Origin of the sequence: Marivita lacus (genome assembly GCF_014637725.1) — a bacterium.
In the GTDB taxonomy this organism is placed as follows: domain Bacteria; phylum Pseudomonadota; class Alphaproteobacteria; order Rhodobacterales; family Rhodobacteraceae; genus Marivita; species Marivita lacus.
The window spans coordinates 74,390-91,402 of the sequence record NZ_BMFC01000004.1 but is presented as its reverse complement, the minus strand read 5'-3'; the positions used below and the strand labels follow the sequence as shown (position 1 = coordinate 91,402).

Below are 17,013 nucleotides of genomic sequence, written 5' to 3'. Positions count from 1 at the left end.
CAGGCTTGTGGAGACACCCACCGGCTACTTGAAATTCCGGCTGTCCTTGATCTGGTCCCAGGCCCAGACCACTTCCTGCAGCTGCTCTTCCTGCGACCGGTCACCACCATTCATGTCCGGGTGCAGCACCTTGATCAGCGCCTTGTAGGACTTGCGCACATCCGCCTTGGACCACGTGTCCCTGGCCTCGAGAATCTCGATGGCGCGCCGCTCGGTGGGCGGCAGCCGCTTGGTATGCCCCGCCGAGCTTCCGGCCTTGCCGGGGTTGCGCGTCGCATTGTCGCCCAGCACCTGGTGCGGGTCCTCGATGCCCAGCCGCGCCCAGGCCTTGGCCTCGGGGTCGCGCCAATCCTTGGTTTGCCGTTCCCACACCTTGTCGGCACTCGATTGTGCGTTCATCTCGGCTTCGGTCTTGCCGTCGAAGAAATTCCACCGGGTGTTGTACTCGCGCACATGCTCCTGGCAGAACCAGAAATAGTCATCCAGAACGTCCGGTGCTTTGGGCGCGCGGAACTTGCCCGCTTCCTCGCAGCCCTCGTGGTCGCAGATGCGCACCGAGGTTTCGGATGCGCCTGACATGCCCCGTCGGCCCCGGGGATTTTTCTTTTTTGCCGATTTGATCGACATATCGAAACCGAATGGATCTGATTTGCTCATAGCCTGCCCTTTCCGACTCGGAGGCAACACTCTAGACGAAAACGTGACAGAGGTAAGGTGCAGGACGCGAAAAAATGAACCGAACACAACAGATCGAAACACGACTGCGCGAGGCGCTTGCCCCGCGTGAACTCACCGTTCGTGACGACAGCGAGGCGCATCGCGGCCATTCCGGGTTCCAGGAGGGGGGCGAAAGCCATTTTCACGTGATCATCCGGTCTGACGCGTTTGAGGGACAGTCCCGCATTGCGCGGCACCGCATGGTTCACACCGCTCTTGGCCCTGAACTGGTCACGGCCATCCACGCGCTGTCGATGGATCTGGACACCTAATCCGGCATTGTAACCCGGCAATAACACGGGGACGCATGACGCGTAGGCCGGGCTTCAACCCGGCACACCGTCTACGCCGGCCGCGTCTCTTCGTTGCCTTCCTCGAACACCGGCTCTTGCCGTGTCTCGGGCTCGGCCTCCGCCACACCGTCACCCTCGGGCACAGCCGAGGACACGGCAGGCGCTGCCACGGCAGGGGAAGCCGTCAACACCGGCTCGGCCCGGAGCGGCGGCGCGATGCGCGGCATATCCTCCAGCGTCTTATCCGCACTCTCCGGGGCCAGTGCCCGCCGGAACACCATCAATGTCCGCCAATGCGTCTCGGACCCGGTCAGGCCCACACGTTCGGTCGAGGGCAACACATCCGAGCGTTGGTACTCCCAGCCCTCCGCCGCCAGTGCGTTGATCGCCTGCTCAACCCCCAAAGCAAACCGCGCCTCGGGCGTCTTGAGCCCCTTGGCCTTGATCCCCTTCACCGGGGCCGGAACCACCTTGTATTCGAACATCCCCACCGCCTTACCTGTTGACCCATCACCAGTGTATCAGACGTAGGCCGGGCTTCAGCCCGGCATCCGCACCTTACAGCCCCAGCTTCGCCATCACCAACTGGTTCACCGCCGCCGGGTTCGCCTTGCCGCCCGTGGCCTTCATCACCTGGCCCACGAACCAGCCCGCAAGCTTCGGGTTTTGCTGGGCTTTTTCCACCTGCGCCGGGTTGGCTGCGATGATCTCGTCCACCGCCGCCTCGATCGCGCCGGTATCCGTGACCTGCTTCATGCCGCGTGCGTCAACAATGTCCGCCGGGTCGCCCCCTTCGGTATAGACGATCTCGAACAGGTCTTTCGCGATCTTGCCCGAGATGTCACCCGTCTTGATAAGCGCAATGATTCCAGCCAGTTGGGCGGGCGAGACCGGGCTTTCACCGATGTCGTGGTCTTCTTTCTTCAACCGCCCGAACAGCTCGTTGATGACCCAGTTGGCCGCCAGCTTGCCATCGCCGCATCCCGCGACCACCTCTTCGAAGTAGCCTGCGTTCGCGGTATCGGCGGTCAACACGTCCGCATCGTACTCGCTCAGCCCGAACTCTTTGACAAAGCGGGCTTTTTTCTCGTCCGGCAGCTCTGGCAGGTTGGCCGCGATGTCGTCGACCCAAGCCTGTTCGATTTCCAGCGGCATCAGGTCCGGGCAGGGGAAGTAGCGGTAATCATGCGCCTCTTCCTTGGACCGCATCGACCGGGTCTCGTTCTTGTCCGGATCGTAGAGCCGCGTTTCCTGATCAATCGATCCACCCGCTTCCAGAATCCCGATCTGACGCTTCGCCTCGTAATCAATCGCCATCTGGATGAACCGCATGGAGTTCATGTTCTTGATCTCGCAGCGCGTGCCGAGATGCGAGAAATCCTGCGTTTCCTGGTACTTCTCGTACTGGCCCGGGCGGCAGACCGACACGTTCACGTCTGCCCGCAGGTTGCCGTTCTGCATGTTTCCATCACAGGTCCCCAGGTACCGCAGGATCTGCCGCAGCTTGACCACGTAGGCCGCCGCTTCCTCGGGGCCCCGGATGTCGGGGCGGCTGACGATCTCCATCAGCGCCACGCCTGTCCGGTTCAGGTCCACAAACGACATCGCCGGGTCCATGTCGTGGATCGACTTGCCCGCGTCCTGTTCGATGTGAATCCGCTCGATCCGCACGCGCCGCGCGATGCCCGGCTCCATGTCCACGATCACTTCGCCTTCGCCGACGATCGGATGATACAGCTGGCTGATCTGGTAGCCCTGCGGCAGGTCGGGGTAGAAATAGTTCTTGCGGTCGAACGCGCTGACAAGGTTGATTTGTGCCTTCAGACCCAACCCGGTGCGCACCGCCTGTTCGACGCAGAATTCGTTGATCACCGGCAACATGCCGGGCATCGCCGCATCCACGAAGGCCACGTTCGAGTTCGGCTCGGCCCCGAACTTGGTCGATGCGCCCGAGAACAGCTTGGCTTTTGATGCGATCTGCGCGTGCACCTCCATGCCGATGACCAGCTCCCAATCGTGCTTGGCGCCGGCAATCACCTTGGGTTTCGGGGCTTCAAAGCTCAGGTCCAGCATGGCAAATCCTCTTGGCATGAACGCCGCGTGGAATACGCCAGAGGGGGGCAGGGGGCAAGGGGGCCGTGCCCGGTTTCCCTTGCTTCAGGCGTCCAAAGACCGGGGGGCGGTGATCGGGGGCAGGCCCCTCGCATGACGATCCAGCGCCGCAGAGGCGCGCTGACGGCCCTTGGCAATGCGGTCCTGATCTTCGAGCCGGGTCGCCCAGACGCCCTTGGCGGCGTACCAGATGCGCGGATGCACCTCGCGCAGATGATCGGTCACGATCCAGTCGAAGCAATCGGCAATGCGCGCCCGCGCCTGCAGGTTGACGCCCTCGGGTTCCAGCGCGGTGCCGGTATAGGCGGCGAAACTGTTGACCGTGTGCTGGTCGCTGCGCCGGTCGAGGATATCGCGCAGGCCGCGGCAGAACAGGTCGCCATCCAGCAGCGCAAAGGCTTCATCGTCGACGGTCAGCGCGTCGAAATAGGTCCAGGCGTAACCACCGCTGCCCCAGACATCCGCCGTACGCTCCATCGTGCGGCGGGCCTCGTGATCCAGCCGTTCGTAGCTGCCGAACCAGCGCGGCAGCATGTGGTTGCCAAGCGCCCGCATGTACTTGGCCACGCCGGGCGCAAGATCGATGAGGTCTTCGTAATCGTCGCTGGCGCGGGTGCGGGGCTGGGTTTCGGCGGCCAGCAGCGCACAGCGCACCGAGGCAAGCATGGGCGAGTCCAGTTCGAACGCATCATATGGATCGATCAGGCTGGCGGCGCTGCGGAAATGGCGAAAGAACGCCGCACGATGGGCAGCGGGAATATCCTGCCGCCAGCCTTCGCCGCGCCACGCCCAGCCGATATCGACATGCGCCATTGCGATCACGTAGGCCACGGCGTGATCCTGCGGCGTTTCCTCGAGCACAAGCTGCATCTCGTTCATGATCGACGCCGCGCCCAGTTCGTCATGCAGCAGGACTGCGCGACTCGCGGCAGTCACGGCATCGGCGCGCGCACCCTCGGCCAGAATCTCGGCCTCGGGCACACCGCCGGGGGTCAGGCGGCGCGCGGCATCGGCGCTGCGAATCCGTTCGCCCAGCGTGCCCCAGGCATCCTGTCGCGCCATGTAGAGACCGGCCTCGAAGAGCGCGTGATGTACGTCTTCTTCCTCGCTCGACACCAGCATCGGCAGGTCGGATTTCGGTGCATGGCCCAACGCTTCGATGTTAAGAACGGTCCCGCGGGGGGCGGGGGCCGACGCCGTGCCGCGTACCATGCGGATCAGACTGGTCAGGTTGTTCAAAACGGTCATGGATGTGGCTTTCGCGATGTCCGGTCGCGGGACCGGAAGAGCAGTTCATCCCCAAGGGTGTGCCGGAAAAAGGTGTCGCAAATCGGGCGGCAAAAGGATTTCGTCAGGGTATTCCCGCGGCGCGCTGAGGGGCTGGGCAACATCCGGCCAAGCGCCGGTGCTGGATCGCGAAAAACCGCCTATTCTGACTGATTTTGCGCTTTTCCTTGATTTTTTGACAAAAACCGGGAAAGCCCGTCACATGGCACGCTCGGGGATCATAAGCGTGGCGGTGTTTGTGCTTGGTTTAGCCGGGGCTGTTTCTGCCACACCCGCCACATCTGTTGACGTTTCGTCAACCAACGCGCTGTCCGTGTCGCTCAGACCGGTAGCGCGCAATTACACCCCGCTTCCCGACATGCGCTGGAGCCATCGCAGCGAGGCTGACCGCTGGTCGCGCGCCGCTCTGACCGCCCTGCGCAGCCATGCACGCGCGCTGCCCCGCACCGTGCCCAAGGACATCGCGGACTGGTGCCCGGCCTATGTCACCAATGACATGGCCGCGCGCGAGGCGTTCTGGATCGGGCTGCTGTCGACACTGGCCAAGCATGAAAGCACTTATACCCCGACCGCTGTCGGTGGCGGCGGCAAATGGTACGGACTGTTGCAGATTCTGCCCGCCACGGCCCGCGGCTATGGCTGCAACGCCACCTCGAGCGACGCTTTGAAAAGCGGCGGGGCCAACCTGCAATGCGCGCTGCGAATCATGGCTGTCACCGTGCCGCGCGACGGTGTTGTGGCATACGGAATGCGGGGGGTCGCGGCCGATTGGGGCCCGTTTCACAGCAGTTCCAAGCGGGAAGACATGATGAAATGGACCCGCTCACAGCCCTATTGCGCAGGGCTTTCCCGGTCATTGCGCCCCGTCGCCCGCCCGGTGCGTGCGCCTTGGGATGGCGTGGTCTCGACCCGCGGGCGATAGTCTGGGGGTCAGGCGCGCCGCGCCGGGAACCGTGACGCATCGAGCAAAGACACACCCTGCTTGCGCGCCTCACCCAGGGCAAGCGTGGCCCGGCGCAACAGCTCGATCCCGTCTTCCGAATTCTCGGGCAGCGCCTTTGGCGAGATCGGCTCTCCGACCCTGATCTCATAAGGCTGGCGGTACTTGTTCAGCGTCTCGTGAAACAGGGTGATGTCGCGCAGCGTTGGGTGGATCGCATCGAACAGGTAGAACAGCGCAGAATTGCGGGCCTGCAGGTGGATCGGGATCACCGGAAGCTCGAACTTGCGCGCCAACATCGCCGCGGAGGCCATCCAGGGCCGTTCATGCAACCGCGCACCGCGTCGTTTCGCCAGACGCCCAGACGGAAAGATCACGCCCAACCGCCCTTCATTGACCGCTTGGCGGGCGAACACCATCGTGCCCCGCGTCTTGGCGTGGCTGCGCCGCTCCTTGCGCCATTCGACGGGGGCGATCATATCGCCCATCTGCGGCAGAACCTTCATGATGTCGTGATTGGCAAAGAAATACGCGTCCTTGCGCACCTGCCGCAGCGCCGAATGCAGGATGATGCCGTCTGCGATCCCGGTCGGATGGTTGGCGACAACCAGCGCTGCACCGTGTTTGGGCACATGACCCAGCCCCGACACCGACACGTCGCGCGCCAGTTGGTCGGCCATGCGATCCATGATGTCGGTAGAGTTCAGGTCCTGGAGTGCTTCGGCAAGGGCGACCGTCTTGTCATAGCCCAAAAGACGGTTCAACGCGGGCCGCGCCAAGGAGGCGGCCAGTGTCGGGCGGAACAGCCAAGGCGCGCGGTCCTCGATCAGCGGGTCTATGCGGTCTTTCATGCGGCATCTCCTGCCAGAGCAGCGTGACAATGGCATGACAACCGCAAGACATCCGGCACCGGGAGGCAAGTCAAAATTCCGGGGCACCATACCATGCGCGAAGTCATGCCACTTATACCCTAACACTGGCAAGGCACCGCCGGTTCCCGGAATGCAGAGATTTTTTTTCGCCTGACCGCAGGGGGTTGGCGGGTCTCGTCGGGTGTTCCGGTGGTGTACGCTTGACCGGAGCGATCAGCCGAGGATTCGGCTGACCATCTCGTCCGTGTCGCGACTCAGCTTCGGCTTGGCCTTGATCCGTTCAAGCTGCGCGCGGATAAGGCCCTGCCGGTTGGTGTCGTAGCGTTTCCATGTCTGGAACACCGAACACATCCGCGCCGTGGTCTGCGGATTGCGGTCGTCCAGTGCGATCAGCCAATCTGCCAGGAACGCGTAGCCTTCACCGTCCTTTCGGTGGAACCCGGCATGGTTCATCGCGAACCCGCCCATCACCGCGCGGAACCGGTTCGGATTGCCCATGTCGAAGGCCGGGTGCTGCACCAGCCTCTGGGCCACGTCGACCGCCACGTCAGGTTTCGCCATGCCGACCTGCAGCCCGAACCATTTGTCCATCACGAGCCGGTCATGATGCCACTGGTCCTCGAACGCCTTGACCGCCGCATCGCCTTTGCCCGCCGAGATCAGCTGCGACAGCGCCGAAAGCTGCAGTGTCATGTTGTCCGCCGCACCGTACTGCGCCTGTGCCGCGGCACCACCATCCAGGCGGGTCTGCAAGGCAAGAAGCGCCGATCCCAGTGACCGCTTGCCCGCCTGGTCCGCATCGGGCGCATAGGGTGCGTCCACTGCAACCGTTGCGCGCAGGTCGGGCAGGAAGCCCTGCCATGCGACTGCCATGTGGCCCCTCAGGTCTTCGCTGGCCTGCCAAATCGCGTCGGGGTCTGGCACTGTGAACAGGTCGAACAGCACCTGCGCCATTTCCGATTGCGTCGGCAGCGACAGCATCAGCGCCCGGAATGCCGGATCAAGGCTGTCGTCGCGGATCACCCGTTCCAGCCCGTCGAGCCAGGCATTGTCCGGCCCTGCGCCATCGCGGATCATCGCCACAAGACAGTCGCGGGCAAGGTTGCGGTTCGCCTCCCAACGGTTGAACGCGTCGGTATCATGCGCCAGCAGGAAGGCCCGTTCCTCGCGGCTGACCTCCCGGTCCACAACGATCGGTGCGGAAAAACCGCGCAGGATGGATGGCACCGGTTTGCTCGCCAGCCCGTCGAAGGCAAAGCTTTGTTCGGCTTGGGTCATCTCCAGAACCCGCGTCGGCACGACCTCATCGCCATTGGGGTTCAAGAGGCCCACCGCAATCGGGATGACCTTGGGGTCTTTTACGTCCTGGCCGGGGGTCGGCGGCGTATGCTGTTTGAAGGTCAGGGTATAGACCCCGTCCGTCCAATCCTCGGACACGGCGACGCGCGGGGTGCCGGATTGCGAATACCACAGCTTGAACTGCGCAAGGTCGCGACCCGTGGCATCCTCGAACACGGCAAGCCAATCCTCGATGGTGCAGGCCTGACCGTCATGGCGGTCAAAATAGAGATCAAGAGCACGGGAATAAGCATCGTCACCCACCAGCGTTTTCAGCATGCCGATCACTTCGGCACCCTTTTCATAGATCGTGGCGGTGTAGAAATTGTTAATTTCCTGAAAACTCTCCGGCCGCACCGGATGGCTGAGCGGGCCCTGATCCTCGGGAAATTGCCGCGCGCGCAGATCGATCACATCGCTGATCCGCTTGACCGGTTCCGACCGCATGTCTGCGGTGAATTGCGAGTCGCGGAACACCGTCAGACCCTCCTTCAGACAGAGTTGAAACCAGTCGCGGCAGGTGATGCGGTTGCCGGTCCAGTTGTGGAAATACTCATGCGCGATAATCGCCTCAATGCGCTCGAAATTGCTGTCGGTCGAGGTTTCGGGCGAGGCCAGAACGCAGGAGGAATTGAACACGTTCAGGCCCTTGTTCTCCATCGCGCCCATGTTGAAATCGTCGACAGCCACGATGTTGAAGATGTTCAGATCGTACTCGCGGCCGTAGACCTCTTCGTCCCAAGTCATTGATTTCTTGAGCGCTTCCATCCCGAACGCGCATTTGTCCTCATCGCCCGGCCGGACCCAGATGTTCAGGTCCACATCCTTTCCCGACATGGTGGTGAAGCGGTCGGGGTGGTTCACCAGATCCCCTGCCACAAGCGCAAAGAGGTAGGCGGGTTTGGGCCAGGGATCGTGCCATTCCGCCCAGCCCGCGCCGCTGCCGACCGGGTTGCCATTGGACAGCTTCACCTTTTCTTCACCTTCGATCCGTACGGTGAAGATGCTCATCACGTCCGGGCGGTCGGGATAATAGGTGATCTTGCGGAACCCTTCCGCCTCGCATTGGGTGCAATACATGCCGTTGGACATGTAAAGCCCTTCAAGCGCGGTGTTGGTCTGCGGGCTGATCTCGACCTCGGCCTCCCAGATGAAAGGTGTGTCGGGCACGGCGCAGCGCAGGCCGTCTTCGGTCAGATCCGGCGTGATCTCTTCCCCGTCGATCCGGGCGCGGATCAGCGTCAGGTCTTCGCCATGCAGCAAAAATGTCCCGTCCGTCGCGTCCGGGTTGGGCGCAAAGGCGATCCGGCTCACCACCCGTGTCGCGGTCGGGGCCAGGTGAAAGGTGAGGTGCACGCTTTCCACAACATAGCCGAACGGGGTGTAATCCTCGAGGTAGATCGTCTTGGGCGCGGCGTCTTTCATCATGGGCTCCGGTTCTTTGGCATGTGGTATTGAGGTAATGTCTATGCCGGGTTTGGGAAGAAGGGAAACGGGTTGCGCGTCGCGGCCTGTTCAAACGCCGCGCCGCGCCTAGCTTGGGTTGCATGACGACGCTTCTCTGGTTCAAACGCGATCTGCGCATTCACGATCACCCGGCGCTGGCCCTTGCTGCGCGGGACGAAACGCTTGTGCCGCTTTATATTGCAGAGCCTGACTATTGGGCGCTGCCCGACACCTCCGCCCGCCAGTTTGCATTTTTGCAGGACAGCCTGACGGATTTGCAAACCGCGCTGCGCGGCCTGAACAGCGATCTGGTCATCCGGATCGGCGACGCGGTTCAAGTGCTGGAGGACGTGCGCCAAGAGGTACATTTCGACCATCTGGTCAGCCACGAGGAAACCGGCAACGCCTGGACCTTTGCCCGCGACAAACGGGTTGGCGCATGGGCGCGGGGGCAGGGCATCCGCTGGACCGAACTGCCGCAATCGGGCGTCGTGCGCCGCTTGCAAGGCCGCGACGGATGGGCGGGCCAGCGCAACGCCTTTGTCTCGCGGGCGCAGATCGAGGCTCCAAAGGCGTTGCCGCCCTGCACCCTGCCGTCGGACCCGGTGCCGACCCTGTGCGCGCCCGATCCCTGTCCGGACAGGCAGACCGGTGGGCGAGCCCACGCCCTGTCGCTGCTCGGAGGCTTCCTGACCGAACGCGGTTTGACCTATCGCAACGCCATGTCCTCGCCCCTCGAAGGGGCAACGGCCTGTTCCCGGCTCAGCCCGCATCTGGCGCTGGGCGCCGTGACGATCCGCGAGGTGGCGCAGGCGACAGCAGCCCGGCAGCGCGAGATCAAAGATGGGACACGGGATGGCTGGGGCGGGAGCCTCAAGTCGTTCCAGTCACGGCTCGCCTGGCGCGATCACTTCATGCAGAAGCTGGAGGATGAACCGGCCCTCGAACACCGCTGCCTGCATCGCGCCTATGAGGGCATGCGCCCGCTGGAGCCGGATCACAGCCGTCTGCACGCGTGGGAAACCGGTGAAACCGGGCTGCCGTTTCTGGATGCCTGCATGCGGTCCCTGCGTGCCACCGGTTGGCTCAATTTCCGGATGCGGGCCATGGTGGTCAGCGTGGCGAGCTATCATCTCTGGCTCGACTGGCGCAGCACCGGGCCGCATCTGGCGCGCATGTTCACCGATTATGAACCGGGCATCCACTGGTCCCAGATGCAGATGCAATCGGGCACCACGGGCATCAACACGCCGCGCATCTACAACCCCGTCAAGCAAGGGGCGGATCAGGACCCGACCGCCGCGTTCACGCGGAAATGGCTGCCCGAACTCGCCGAGGTGCCGGACCGGCATCTGCAAACGCCGTGGACGTGGGACGGGGCAGGGCGCGTGTTGGGCAAGACCTACCCAGAGCCGATCATCGACGTGGCAGAAGCCGCGCGGCAAGCGCGTGACAGCATCTTTTTCATGCGCCGCAGCGTGGACCGCACCGAGACGCGCCGCGTGATCCACAAGCATGCCAGCCGCAAGGACAGCGCGGGGCATTTCGTCAACGACCGCGCGCCGCGCAAACCGACCCCCAAAACGCGCCGGGCCAAACCCGATGATGCACAATTGAAACTGGACCTGTGATGCCCAAGCAGCGCAAGAAATCCGACCTTCCGACCAAGACCTGCGCCTGTTGCGGGCTGCCGTTCACATGGCGCAAGAAATGGGAAAAGGTGTGGGACGAGGTGAAATACTGCTCGGACCGGTGCCGGAGGGCCAAAGCCAAGCCTTAGCCCCCAGGCTCCGGCAGTTTCAAATACATCAAAACGCCGTTTTTGGTCAGAAAACCTGACCAGACCTGTTGCGGATCGGAAACTTTTTTCCTAATGGAATACCGCCGTATACAGCGAGGGGACCACAGCCATGGGCACACGCATCGACCGTCACGGATTGCAGATCGACCAGACGCTTCTTGACTTCATCGAAGGGCAGGCGCTGCCCGGCACCGGCGTCGATCCTGACGCGTTCTGGAGCGCGTTCTCCACGCTTGCGCATGACTACGGGCCCAGGAACGCAGCCCTGCTCGAAACCCGCGAAACGCTGCAGAAACAGATCGACGAGTGGCATATCCGCCACCGCAACCAGCCGCACGACCACGAGGCCTACAAGGCCTTCCTGTCCGAGATCGGCTACCTGCTGCCCGAAGGTGATGATTTCGAGATCGAGACACAGAACACCGATCCCGAATTCGCGTCGGTTCCCGGTCCGCAGCTTGTCGTGCCGATCACGAATGCGCGCTACGCGCTGAACGCCGCAAATGCCCGCTGGGGCAGTCTTTATGACGGGTTCTACGGCACCGATGCGATGGGCACGCCCGCGCCCAAAGGCGGCTATGACAAGGGCCGCGGCGCCCGTGTGGTGGCCCGCGCCCGCGTGTTCCTCGACGAGGCCTTCCCGATCGACGGCGGCAGCCATGCCGACGCCCGTCGCTATTACGTGCAGGGCGGGGCGCTGCTGGTGGATGACATGCCGCTGGCACAGCCGGAAAAGTTCATCGGCTACACGGGCCACCCCAAGGCCCCCGACGCGGTGCTGCTTCGCAACAACGGGCTGCATGTCGAACTGGTCTTCGACCGCACGCATTTCATCGGCAGCCGCGATCAGGCTGGTCTGGCCGATGTGCGTCTTGAAAGCGCCGTGTCCGCAATCATGGATTGCGAGGATTCCGTGGCCTGCGTCGACGCCGAGGACAAGACGCTGGCCTATGCCAACTGGCTGGGCCTGATGAAAGGCGATCTGCAGGACAGCTTCGAGAAGGGTGGAAAGACCGTCACCCGCGCGCTCAACCCCGATCTGACCTACACCGCGCCCGATGGTGGCACCGTCACGATCAAGGGCCGCGCCCTGATGCTGGTGCGCAATGTCGGCCACCTGATGACCAACCCGGCGATCCTGCTGCGCGACGGGTCCGAGATCTTCGAAGGTCTGATGGACGCGATGATCACCACGCTGATTGCCAGGCATGACCTGCAAAAGACCGAAGGCCTGCGCAATTCGCACAATGGCTCGGTCTATGTGGTCAAACCCAAGATGCACGGTCCCGACGAAGTGGCCTTTGCCGACGAGACCTTCACCTTTGTCGAACAGGCGCTGGGCCTGCCGCAATACACCGTCAAGCTGGGGATCATGGACGAGGAGCGCCGCACCTCGGTGAACCTGAAACAATGCATCCGCGCCGCAAAGCATCGCGTCGCCTTCATCAACACCGGCTTTCTCGACCGCACCGGCGACGAGATCCACACCTCCATGGAGGCGGGGCCGTTCAGCCGCAAGGATTTCATCAAGCGCAAGGCGTGGATCGGCGGCTACGAGAACCGCAATGTCGATATCGGTCTCGAATGTGGCCTCTCCGGCCGCGCGCAGATCGGCAAGGGCATGTGGGCCATGCCCGACATGATGGCCGCGATGCTGGAACAGAAGATCGAACACCCCAAGAGCGGTGCCAATTGTGCATGGGTGCCGTCGCCCACCGCCGCCACGCTGCACGCGCTGCACTACCACAAGGTCGATGTGTTCGCCGTACAGGCCAGGCTGCGCAAGGGCGGGCGCCGGGCGCATGTGGACATGATCCTCGACATCCCGATGGCGGCGTTCCAGAAATGGTCGAAAGAGCAGATCACCCGCGAGGTCGAGAACAACGCACAAGGCATCCTTGGCTACGTGGTGCGCTGGGTCGATCAGGGCGTGGGCTGCTCCAAGGTGCCGGACATCAACAATGTGGGCCTGATGGAAGACCGCGCCACCTGCCGGATTTCCGCGCAGCACATCGCCAACTGGCTGCACCACGGCATCGTGTCGAAAGACGATGTGATGGAGATCATGCAGCGCATGGCAGCGGTGGTTGACGGGCAGAACGCCGGCGATCCGGCCTATCGGCCCATGGCGCCCGCTTTCGACAGCATCGCCTTCAACGCAGCCTGTGATCTGGTCTTCGCCGGCCGCGTGCAGCCCTCGGGCTATACCGAGCCAGTGCTGCACAAGCGCCGTCTGGAGTTGAAAGCCCTAGGTTAAACCGCGCGTTTCGGTCAACCGAAACGCCACGATGCGTCGACGCATCGTGGTACGGCAAGGTTGGCTCGGGTCCACACAAGAAACCGGGGCGCGGAGCAAGATTTGCATTTGCGCCCCCAAACCCTTCTGTGTAGAGAAGCCTAAGGCACCCGTAGCTCAGCTGGATAGAGCGCTGCCCTCCGAAGGCAGAGGCCAGGGGTTCGAATCCCTTCGGGTGCACCACTATTCTTGGAAATCTCTCGTAAGTATATGCTTTAAAAGGGAATGTGAATTTCCTGTCTACCGCATTTCGCCGGCACTCTTGTTGATTCCCAACCTCCGGCGAGATGCTCGCATCCGTCAAGCCGTTCTGCCAGCGGACCCAGAAAAACCCATGTGCCGAACTTTGGATTGGGGTCACTGGCGGTAGAGCAACGTGGGCAACCACATGGACAGTGCTGGCACATAGGTGACGAGGATCAGCACCGCGACCAGCGGGATCAGGAACGGCATGGTGGCCCGCACCACGGTTTCGAAGCTGGTCTCGGTCACGCGCGCCAGCACGTAAAGCACCATTCCTACCGGTGGCGTCAGCAACCCAATCATGAGGTTCAGCACCATTATGATCCCGAAATGAACTGGGTCGAGCCCGAGTGCAATCGCGATGGGGAGCAGCACAGGTGTCAGAATCGTGATCGCGGCGACGGGTTCCATTACGATGCCCACGGCGAGCAGCAGCAGGTTCATCAGCAGCAGAATCACGAACACGCTTTCGGTCTGCCCAAGGATTGCCCCCGCCAGCGCGCGCGGCACACCGTTGGCGGTCAGGATCCAAGAGAAGATCGACGCGGCCCCCACGATCAAAAGCACGACTGCCGTCGTTTCAATCGTGTCGACGGAAATGTCCCACAGCTTGCGGAAGTTCAATGTGCGGTAGACCACCACTCCGAGAAACAGCGCATAAGCAGACGCCACAACCGCAGCCTCCGTGGGCGTGAACACCCCGCCGAGTATGCCGCCCACAAGGATCACGGGCGTCAGCAGCGACAGGAACGCGCGTGCAAACGTGGTCCCGAGCATGCTCCACAGGAAGATGGTATCTCGCCCGTAGCCGCGGACATGGGCGTAATAGGTCACCATGGCCATCAAGGCCGCTGCCATCATCAGGCCCGGGATCAACCCCGCCGCGAACAACTGGCCGATGGAGGCTTGCGAGCTGACCCCGTACACCACCAGCGGCAGCGATGGCGGGATCAGCGGCCCGATGGTCGATGACGCTGCAGTCAGCCCCACGGCGAAGTCGTTGTCGTACCCCGCCTCGCGCATCGCCTTGACCTCGATCGTGCCGAGTCCGCCGGCATCAGCCACGGCGGCTCCGGACATACCCGCGAACAGCACAGATGCGCCCACGTTCACATGGCCGAGCCCCCCGCGCATCCATCCGACCGCGGCCTTGGCGAAATCAAAGATGCGGTCGGTGATGCCCGCGTGGTTCATCAGGTTGCCCGCGAGAATGAAGAACGGCACCGCAAGCAGCGTGAAGCTGTCGATCCCGCCGATGGTGCGATGGAGCACCACGACCATTGGCAGTGGGCTTTCAAGCAGAATAAAGGCCAGCGACGCGCCGATCAGCGCGAAGGCGACCGGGAACCCGATGACGAGCAGCACGACCAGCGTGCCGAACAGGATGACCATGATATGTCCTCAGATCCGTGGTGCCGTGCCGGTATCGGTACTGATATCGGCCTTGCCATCCCGCCAGTGCCGCCACGCGACAAGCATCGAATAGACCGTCATCAGCGCGAGAAACATTGTGACGGGGCCGTAAAGCCACGCTTTGGACACGTCGATTGACGTCAGCTTCTGTCGCGTGGTCACGGTAAGCGTGTAACCCATGACGACCAGCGCACCGGACAGGCCGATTTTCAGAATGTCGATCACCGTCACCAGCACCCGCCCCACCGATGCGGGCAGATAGGCAAAGACGACCTCGATGGCGATGTGGGTATTGCGGCGCATGGCGATAGCGCAGCCGAGGAAGGTGACCGCCACGAGCAGCGCGCGGGCGACCTCCTCGGACCAGCCGATGGAGTTGCCAAGGACATAGCGGGCGACGACCTGTGCGAAGACGATCCCGGCAAGCGCCCAGAAGCCCGCGACGACCAGCAGCCAATCGATGCTGTGCCACGGGTCGTGCCGCGGCGTTTCAGGCTGTTCAGTCACAATCACCTCCCCCGATGAACCCACGGCGCACCCGAAACCGCGCGCGCCGCGCCATGCGTCAGCGCAGGGCCTGCAGCCGTTCGTAGGTTTCCGCGTCCCAGCTTGCTTCCGCTGCCAGCAGCGGGGTGACAGCCTCCTCGAAAGGGGCGGTGTCGATCTCGATCACGGTGATGCCTTCGTTGCGGAACCATTCCACGAGATCGAGTTCGGACTGCCGGATCTCGTCCGACGCGCGCAGGGCGCCCTCGACCACCAGTTCGGTCAGGATGGCGTAGTCCTCGTCGGACATCATCTCGCGGGTGTGATCAGCCACGATGGTCAGCAGCGCATCGGTGATGTGCCCGGTCAGGGTGATGTGGCTCTGGACCTCGTGGAACCGCTGGGCCTGGATTGTCGGCAGCGGGTTTTCCTGCGCGTCGACGACGCCTTGTTGCAGGCCAAGATAGACTTCGCTGAAGGCCATGGGTGTCGGGTTCGCGCCGACAGCGCGCGGGAACATCGTGTAAAGCGACGCGTTCGGAACGCGCACCTGCATGCCCTCCATATCCTCTGGCACGTTGATCGGCGTATTCGACGTCATGTGCCGCTGACCGTAATAGACGAGCGCCAACACGTCATCGCCGGTCGCATCGCGGTAACCTTGGGCCAAATCCTCGAAGAGTTCGGAGTCGCGATACCGTTCCCAGTGGACATAGTCGGCGAAGACGAAGGGCGCGCTGCCAAGTGCCATCGGGCCATACCGCGTGCCCGCGAAGAATTGCCCGTCATACATCATATCGATGGTGCCAAGGTCGAGCCCCTCGGCCAACTCCACCTGCGAACCGAGCGTGGAGGCCGGATGCACGACGATTTCATAACGGCCATCGGTGCGTTCGGCGAATTCTTCGGCCACCCATTCAGCCCAGACATGGTATGGTTCTTGGGTCTCGTAGACATGCGCCCAGCTGATCTGGGTCTGTGCGTGAAGCGCGCCTGCCGCGAAAACTGTGGCTCCAGTGCAGGCAATGGCAAAGCTTCTTTTCATGCTGATACCGGTCATCCGTGACTCCTCCCGTTGATCGACCTGAGCCACAATTTCTCGCAGGTTCATTCCAGCGGGCAGTCCAGGCCGTACTCCGTGGCGTAGGTATACCAAGAGCTATTCGCCTACTTGGGAGATGTATCCATTCTCGACAAACTATTATCCGTATTGAATATTTTGACCCCTATGCGAGCTATGGCGGGGCAGACGACCAACAGTGCAATTTTCTCATGAGCCCTAAGCATCAAAAGGAACGGCTTGTCCGACATCCCGACATTACTGAATTTGATCCGAACTTGCACAGTATCGAAATGGATCCGTTCGGACCCCCCCACGTTGCATGGTGGCTTCTTTCCCTGTTTGGGCCAGCTTCTTGCCCCGTTTGGCGGAGACGCCAATGGGGCGGCCGGATGACCCAGCTATGACGGGGTCGGAACACGTCTGGTTCAGGCACTTCCACGAACGGCTGCATATTTCGACACGCCAGTACGCCCGGCTCGGGCGCGATTGTGTCAGATCAATCGGTCTCGAGCCGAGCTTGTACTGCACCCACTCGATCCGCCAAACCAAGGTCGCGCATATCTACCGGAAGACAGGCAACCTGCGCGCGGTTCAGCCGCTGCTGGGCCATACGAAGACGGACTGCACTGTGCGCTACATTGGTGTCCAGCTTGAGGACGTTCTGGCACTCTCGGAGGCGGTGGTAATCTGACAGGCAGGTTCGTAG

The 17,013-nt window shown here is 62.6% G+C and carries 14 protein-coding genes, 1 tRNA gene and 1 pseudogene; 7 read left to right on the top strand and 9 right to left on the bottom strand.

Translation table 11 applies throughout. The features are described 5' to 3' along the window. Window positions 1-24 precede the first annotated feature (24 nt). Window positions 25-657, bottom strand: coding sequence for a J domain-containing protein (locus IEV82_RS10290; RefSeq protein WP_188481944.1), 633 nt, complete (start codon window positions 655-657; stop codon window positions 25-27). A gap of 74 nt (window positions 658-731) precedes the next feature. Between IEV82_RS10290 and IEV82_RS10285 the strand changes: the two genes are divergently transcribed. Beyond that, window positions 732-989, top strand: a complete 258-nt coding sequence (locus IEV82_RS10285; protein WP_188481943.1) for a BolA family protein — start codon at window positions 732-734, stop codon at window positions 987-989. A gap of 71 nt (window positions 990-1,060) precedes the next feature. Here the strand turns inward: IEV82_RS10285 and IEV82_RS10280 are convergent, their stop codons facing one another. The 3 genes from IEV82_RS10280 to IEV82_RS10270 form a co-directional block, all read right to left on the bottom strand. Next, window positions 1,061-1,495, bottom strand: coding sequence for a DUF4177 domain-containing protein (locus IEV82_RS10280; protein ID WP_188481942.1), 435 nt, complete (start codon window positions 1,493-1,495; stop codon window positions 1,061-1,063). Window positions 1,496-1,568: 73 nt separating this feature from the next. Beyond that, complete coding sequence (gatB, locus tag IEV82_RS10275; protein ID WP_188482140.1) at window positions 1,569-3,083, bottom strand: Asp-tRNA(Asn)/Glu-tRNA(Gln) amidotransferase subunit GatB; 1,515 nt, start codon at window positions 3,081-3,083, stop codon at window positions 1,569-1,571. 84 nt (window positions 3,084-3,167) lie between these two features. After that, window positions 3,168-4,370 carry a hypothetical protein gene (locus tag IEV82_RS10270; protein ID WP_188481941.1) on the bottom strand — a complete coding sequence of 401 codons (1,203 nt, stop codon included), beginning with the start codon at window positions 4,368-4,370 and terminating at the stop codon, window positions 3,168-3,170. 352 nt (window positions 4,371-4,722) lie between these two features. On the opposite strand from IEV82_RS10270, the gene IEV82_RS10265 reads away from it, so the two are divergent. Further along, complete coding sequence (locus tag IEV82_RS10265) at window positions 4,723-5,331, top strand: transglycosylase SLT domain-containing protein (protein ID WP_308420418.1); 609 nt, start codon at window positions 4,723-4,725, stop codon at window positions 5,329-5,331. 8 nt (window positions 5,332-5,339) lie between these two features. On the opposite strand, the gene IEV82_RS10260 is transcribed toward IEV82_RS10265, so the two are convergent. Then, a complete protein-coding gene (locus IEV82_RS10260; RefSeq protein WP_188481939.1) occupies window positions 5,340-6,200 on the bottom strand; it encodes a 1-acyl-sn-glycerol-3-phosphate acyltransferase in 861 nt (286 codons plus the stop codon). Window positions 6,201-6,434: 234 nt separating this feature from the next. Next, window positions 6,435-8,984, bottom strand: coding sequence for an aminopeptidase N (gene pepN, locus IEV82_RS10255; protein WP_188482139.1), 2,550 nt, complete (start codon window positions 8,982-8,984; stop codon window positions 6,435-6,437). A gap of 122 nt (window positions 8,985-9,106) precedes the next feature. Here pepN and IEV82_RS10250 point away from each other — a divergent pair, with 122 nt between their 5' ends. The 4 genes from IEV82_RS10250 to IEV82_RS10235 all read left to right on the top strand — a co-directional run bounded on the left by IEV82_RS10250 (window position 9,107) and on the right by IEV82_RS10235 (window position 13,285). Next, window positions 9,107-10,636, top strand: coding sequence for an FAD-binding domain-containing protein (locus IEV82_RS10250; RefSeq protein WP_188481938.1), 1,530 nt, complete (start codon window positions 9,107-9,109; stop codon window positions 10,634-10,636). Further along, window positions 10,636-10,785 carry a DUF2256 domain-containing protein gene (locus IEV82_RS10245; protein ID WP_188481937.1) on the top strand — a complete coding sequence of 50 codons (150 nt, stop codon included), beginning with the start codon at window positions 10,636-10,638 and terminating at the stop codon, window positions 10,783-10,785. The genes IEV82_RS10250 and IEV82_RS10245 overlap by 1 nt, the downstream gene beginning before the upstream one ends. A gap of 130 nt (window positions 10,786-10,915) precedes the next feature. After that, a complete protein-coding gene (locus IEV82_RS10240) occupies window positions 10,916-13,063 on the top strand; it encodes a malate synthase G (protein ID WP_188481936.1) in 2,148 nt (715 codons plus the stop codon). 145 nt (window positions 13,064-13,208) lie between these two features. Continuing rightward, window positions 13,209-13,285 (top strand) — tRNA-Arg (locus tag IEV82_RS10235). A gap of 174 nt (window positions 13,286-13,459) precedes the next feature. On the opposite strand, the gene IEV82_RS10230 is transcribed toward IEV82_RS10235, so the two are convergent. From IEV82_RS10230 to IEV82_RS10220, 3 genes are read right to left on the bottom strand one after another with little or no spacing between them, the layout of a single operon-like run. Then, on the bottom strand, window positions 13,460-14,737 hold the full coding sequence (locus IEV82_RS10230; RefSeq protein WP_229747751.1) for a TRAP transporter large permease: 1,278 nt from the start codon (window positions 14,735-14,737) through the stop codon (window positions 13,460-13,462). Window positions 14,738-14,746: 9 nt separating this feature from the next. After that, window positions 14,747-15,265 carry a TRAP transporter small permease gene (locus IEV82_RS10225; RefSeq protein ID WP_229747750.1) on the bottom strand — a complete coding sequence of 173 codons (519 nt, stop codon included), beginning with the start codon at window positions 15,263-15,265 and terminating at the stop codon, window positions 14,747-14,749. 58 nt (window positions 15,266-15,323) lie between these two features. Then, window positions 15,324-16,304, bottom strand: a complete 981-nt coding sequence (locus IEV82_RS10220; protein ID WP_188481935.1) for a sialic acid TRAP transporter substrate-binding protein SiaP — start codon at window positions 16,302-16,304, stop codon at window positions 15,324-15,326. Window positions 16,305-16,695: 391 nt separating this feature from the next. On the opposite strand from IEV82_RS10220, the pseudogene IEV82_RS10215 reads away from it, so the two are divergent. Continuing rightward, window positions 16,696-16,998, top strand: a pseudogene (locus tag IEV82_RS10215) (tyrosine-type recombinase/integrase); the annotation flags it as partial. Window positions 16,999-17,013: the final 15 nt, after the last annotated feature.

What these genes read in the sequence shown, in the direction of transcription:
- gatB (WP_188482140.1), bottom strand. Translation starts at nt 3,083, where the DNA reads ATGCTGGACCTGAGCTTTGAAGCCCCGAAACCCAAGGTGATTGCCGGC.
- IEV82_RS10280 (WP_188481942.1), bottom strand. Translation starts at nt 1,495, where the DNA reads ATGTTCGAATACAAGGTGGTTCCGGCCCCGGTGAAGGGGATCAAGGCC.
- IEV82_RS10270 (WP_188481941.1), bottom strand. Translation starts at nt 4,370, where the DNA reads ATGACCGTTTTGAACAACCTGACCAGTCTGATCCGCATGGTACGCGGC.
- IEV82_RS10220 (WP_188481935.1), bottom strand. Translation starts at nt 16,304, where the DNA reads ATGACCGGTATCAGCATGAAAAGAAGCTTTGCCATTGCCTGCACTGGA.
- IEV82_RS10230 (WP_229747751.1), bottom strand. Translation starts at nt 14,737, where the DNA reads ATGGTCATCCTGTTCGGCACGCTGGTCGTGCTGCTCGTCATCGGGTTC.
- IEV82_RS10290 (WP_188481944.1), bottom strand. Translation starts at nt 657, where the DNA reads ATGAGCAAATCAGATCCATTCGGTTTCGATATGTCGATCAAATCGGCA.
- IEV82_RS10240 (WP_188481936.1), top strand. Translation starts at nt 10,916, where the DNA reads ATGGGCACACGCATCGACCGTCACGGATTGCAGATCGACCAGACGCTT.
- pepN (WP_188482139.1), bottom strand. Translation starts at nt 8,984, where the DNA reads ATGAAAGACGCCGCGCCCAAGACGATCTACCTCGAGGATTACACCCCG.
- IEV82_RS10245 (WP_188481937.1), top strand. Translation starts at nt 10,636, where the DNA reads ATGCCCAAGCAGCGCAAGAAATCCGACCTTCCGACCAAGACCTGCGCC.
- IEV82_RS10260 (WP_188481939.1), bottom strand. Translation starts at nt 6,200, where the DNA reads ATGAAAGACCGCATAGACCCGCTGATCGAGGACCGCGCGCCTTGGCTG.
- IEV82_RS10285 (WP_188481943.1), top strand. Translation starts at nt 732, where the DNA reads ATGAACCGAACACAACAGATCGAAACACGACTGCGCGAGGCGCTTGCC.
- IEV82_RS10250 (WP_188481938.1), top strand. Translation starts at nt 9,107, where the DNA reads ATGACGACGCTTCTCTGGTTCAAACGCGATCTGCGCATTCACGATCAC.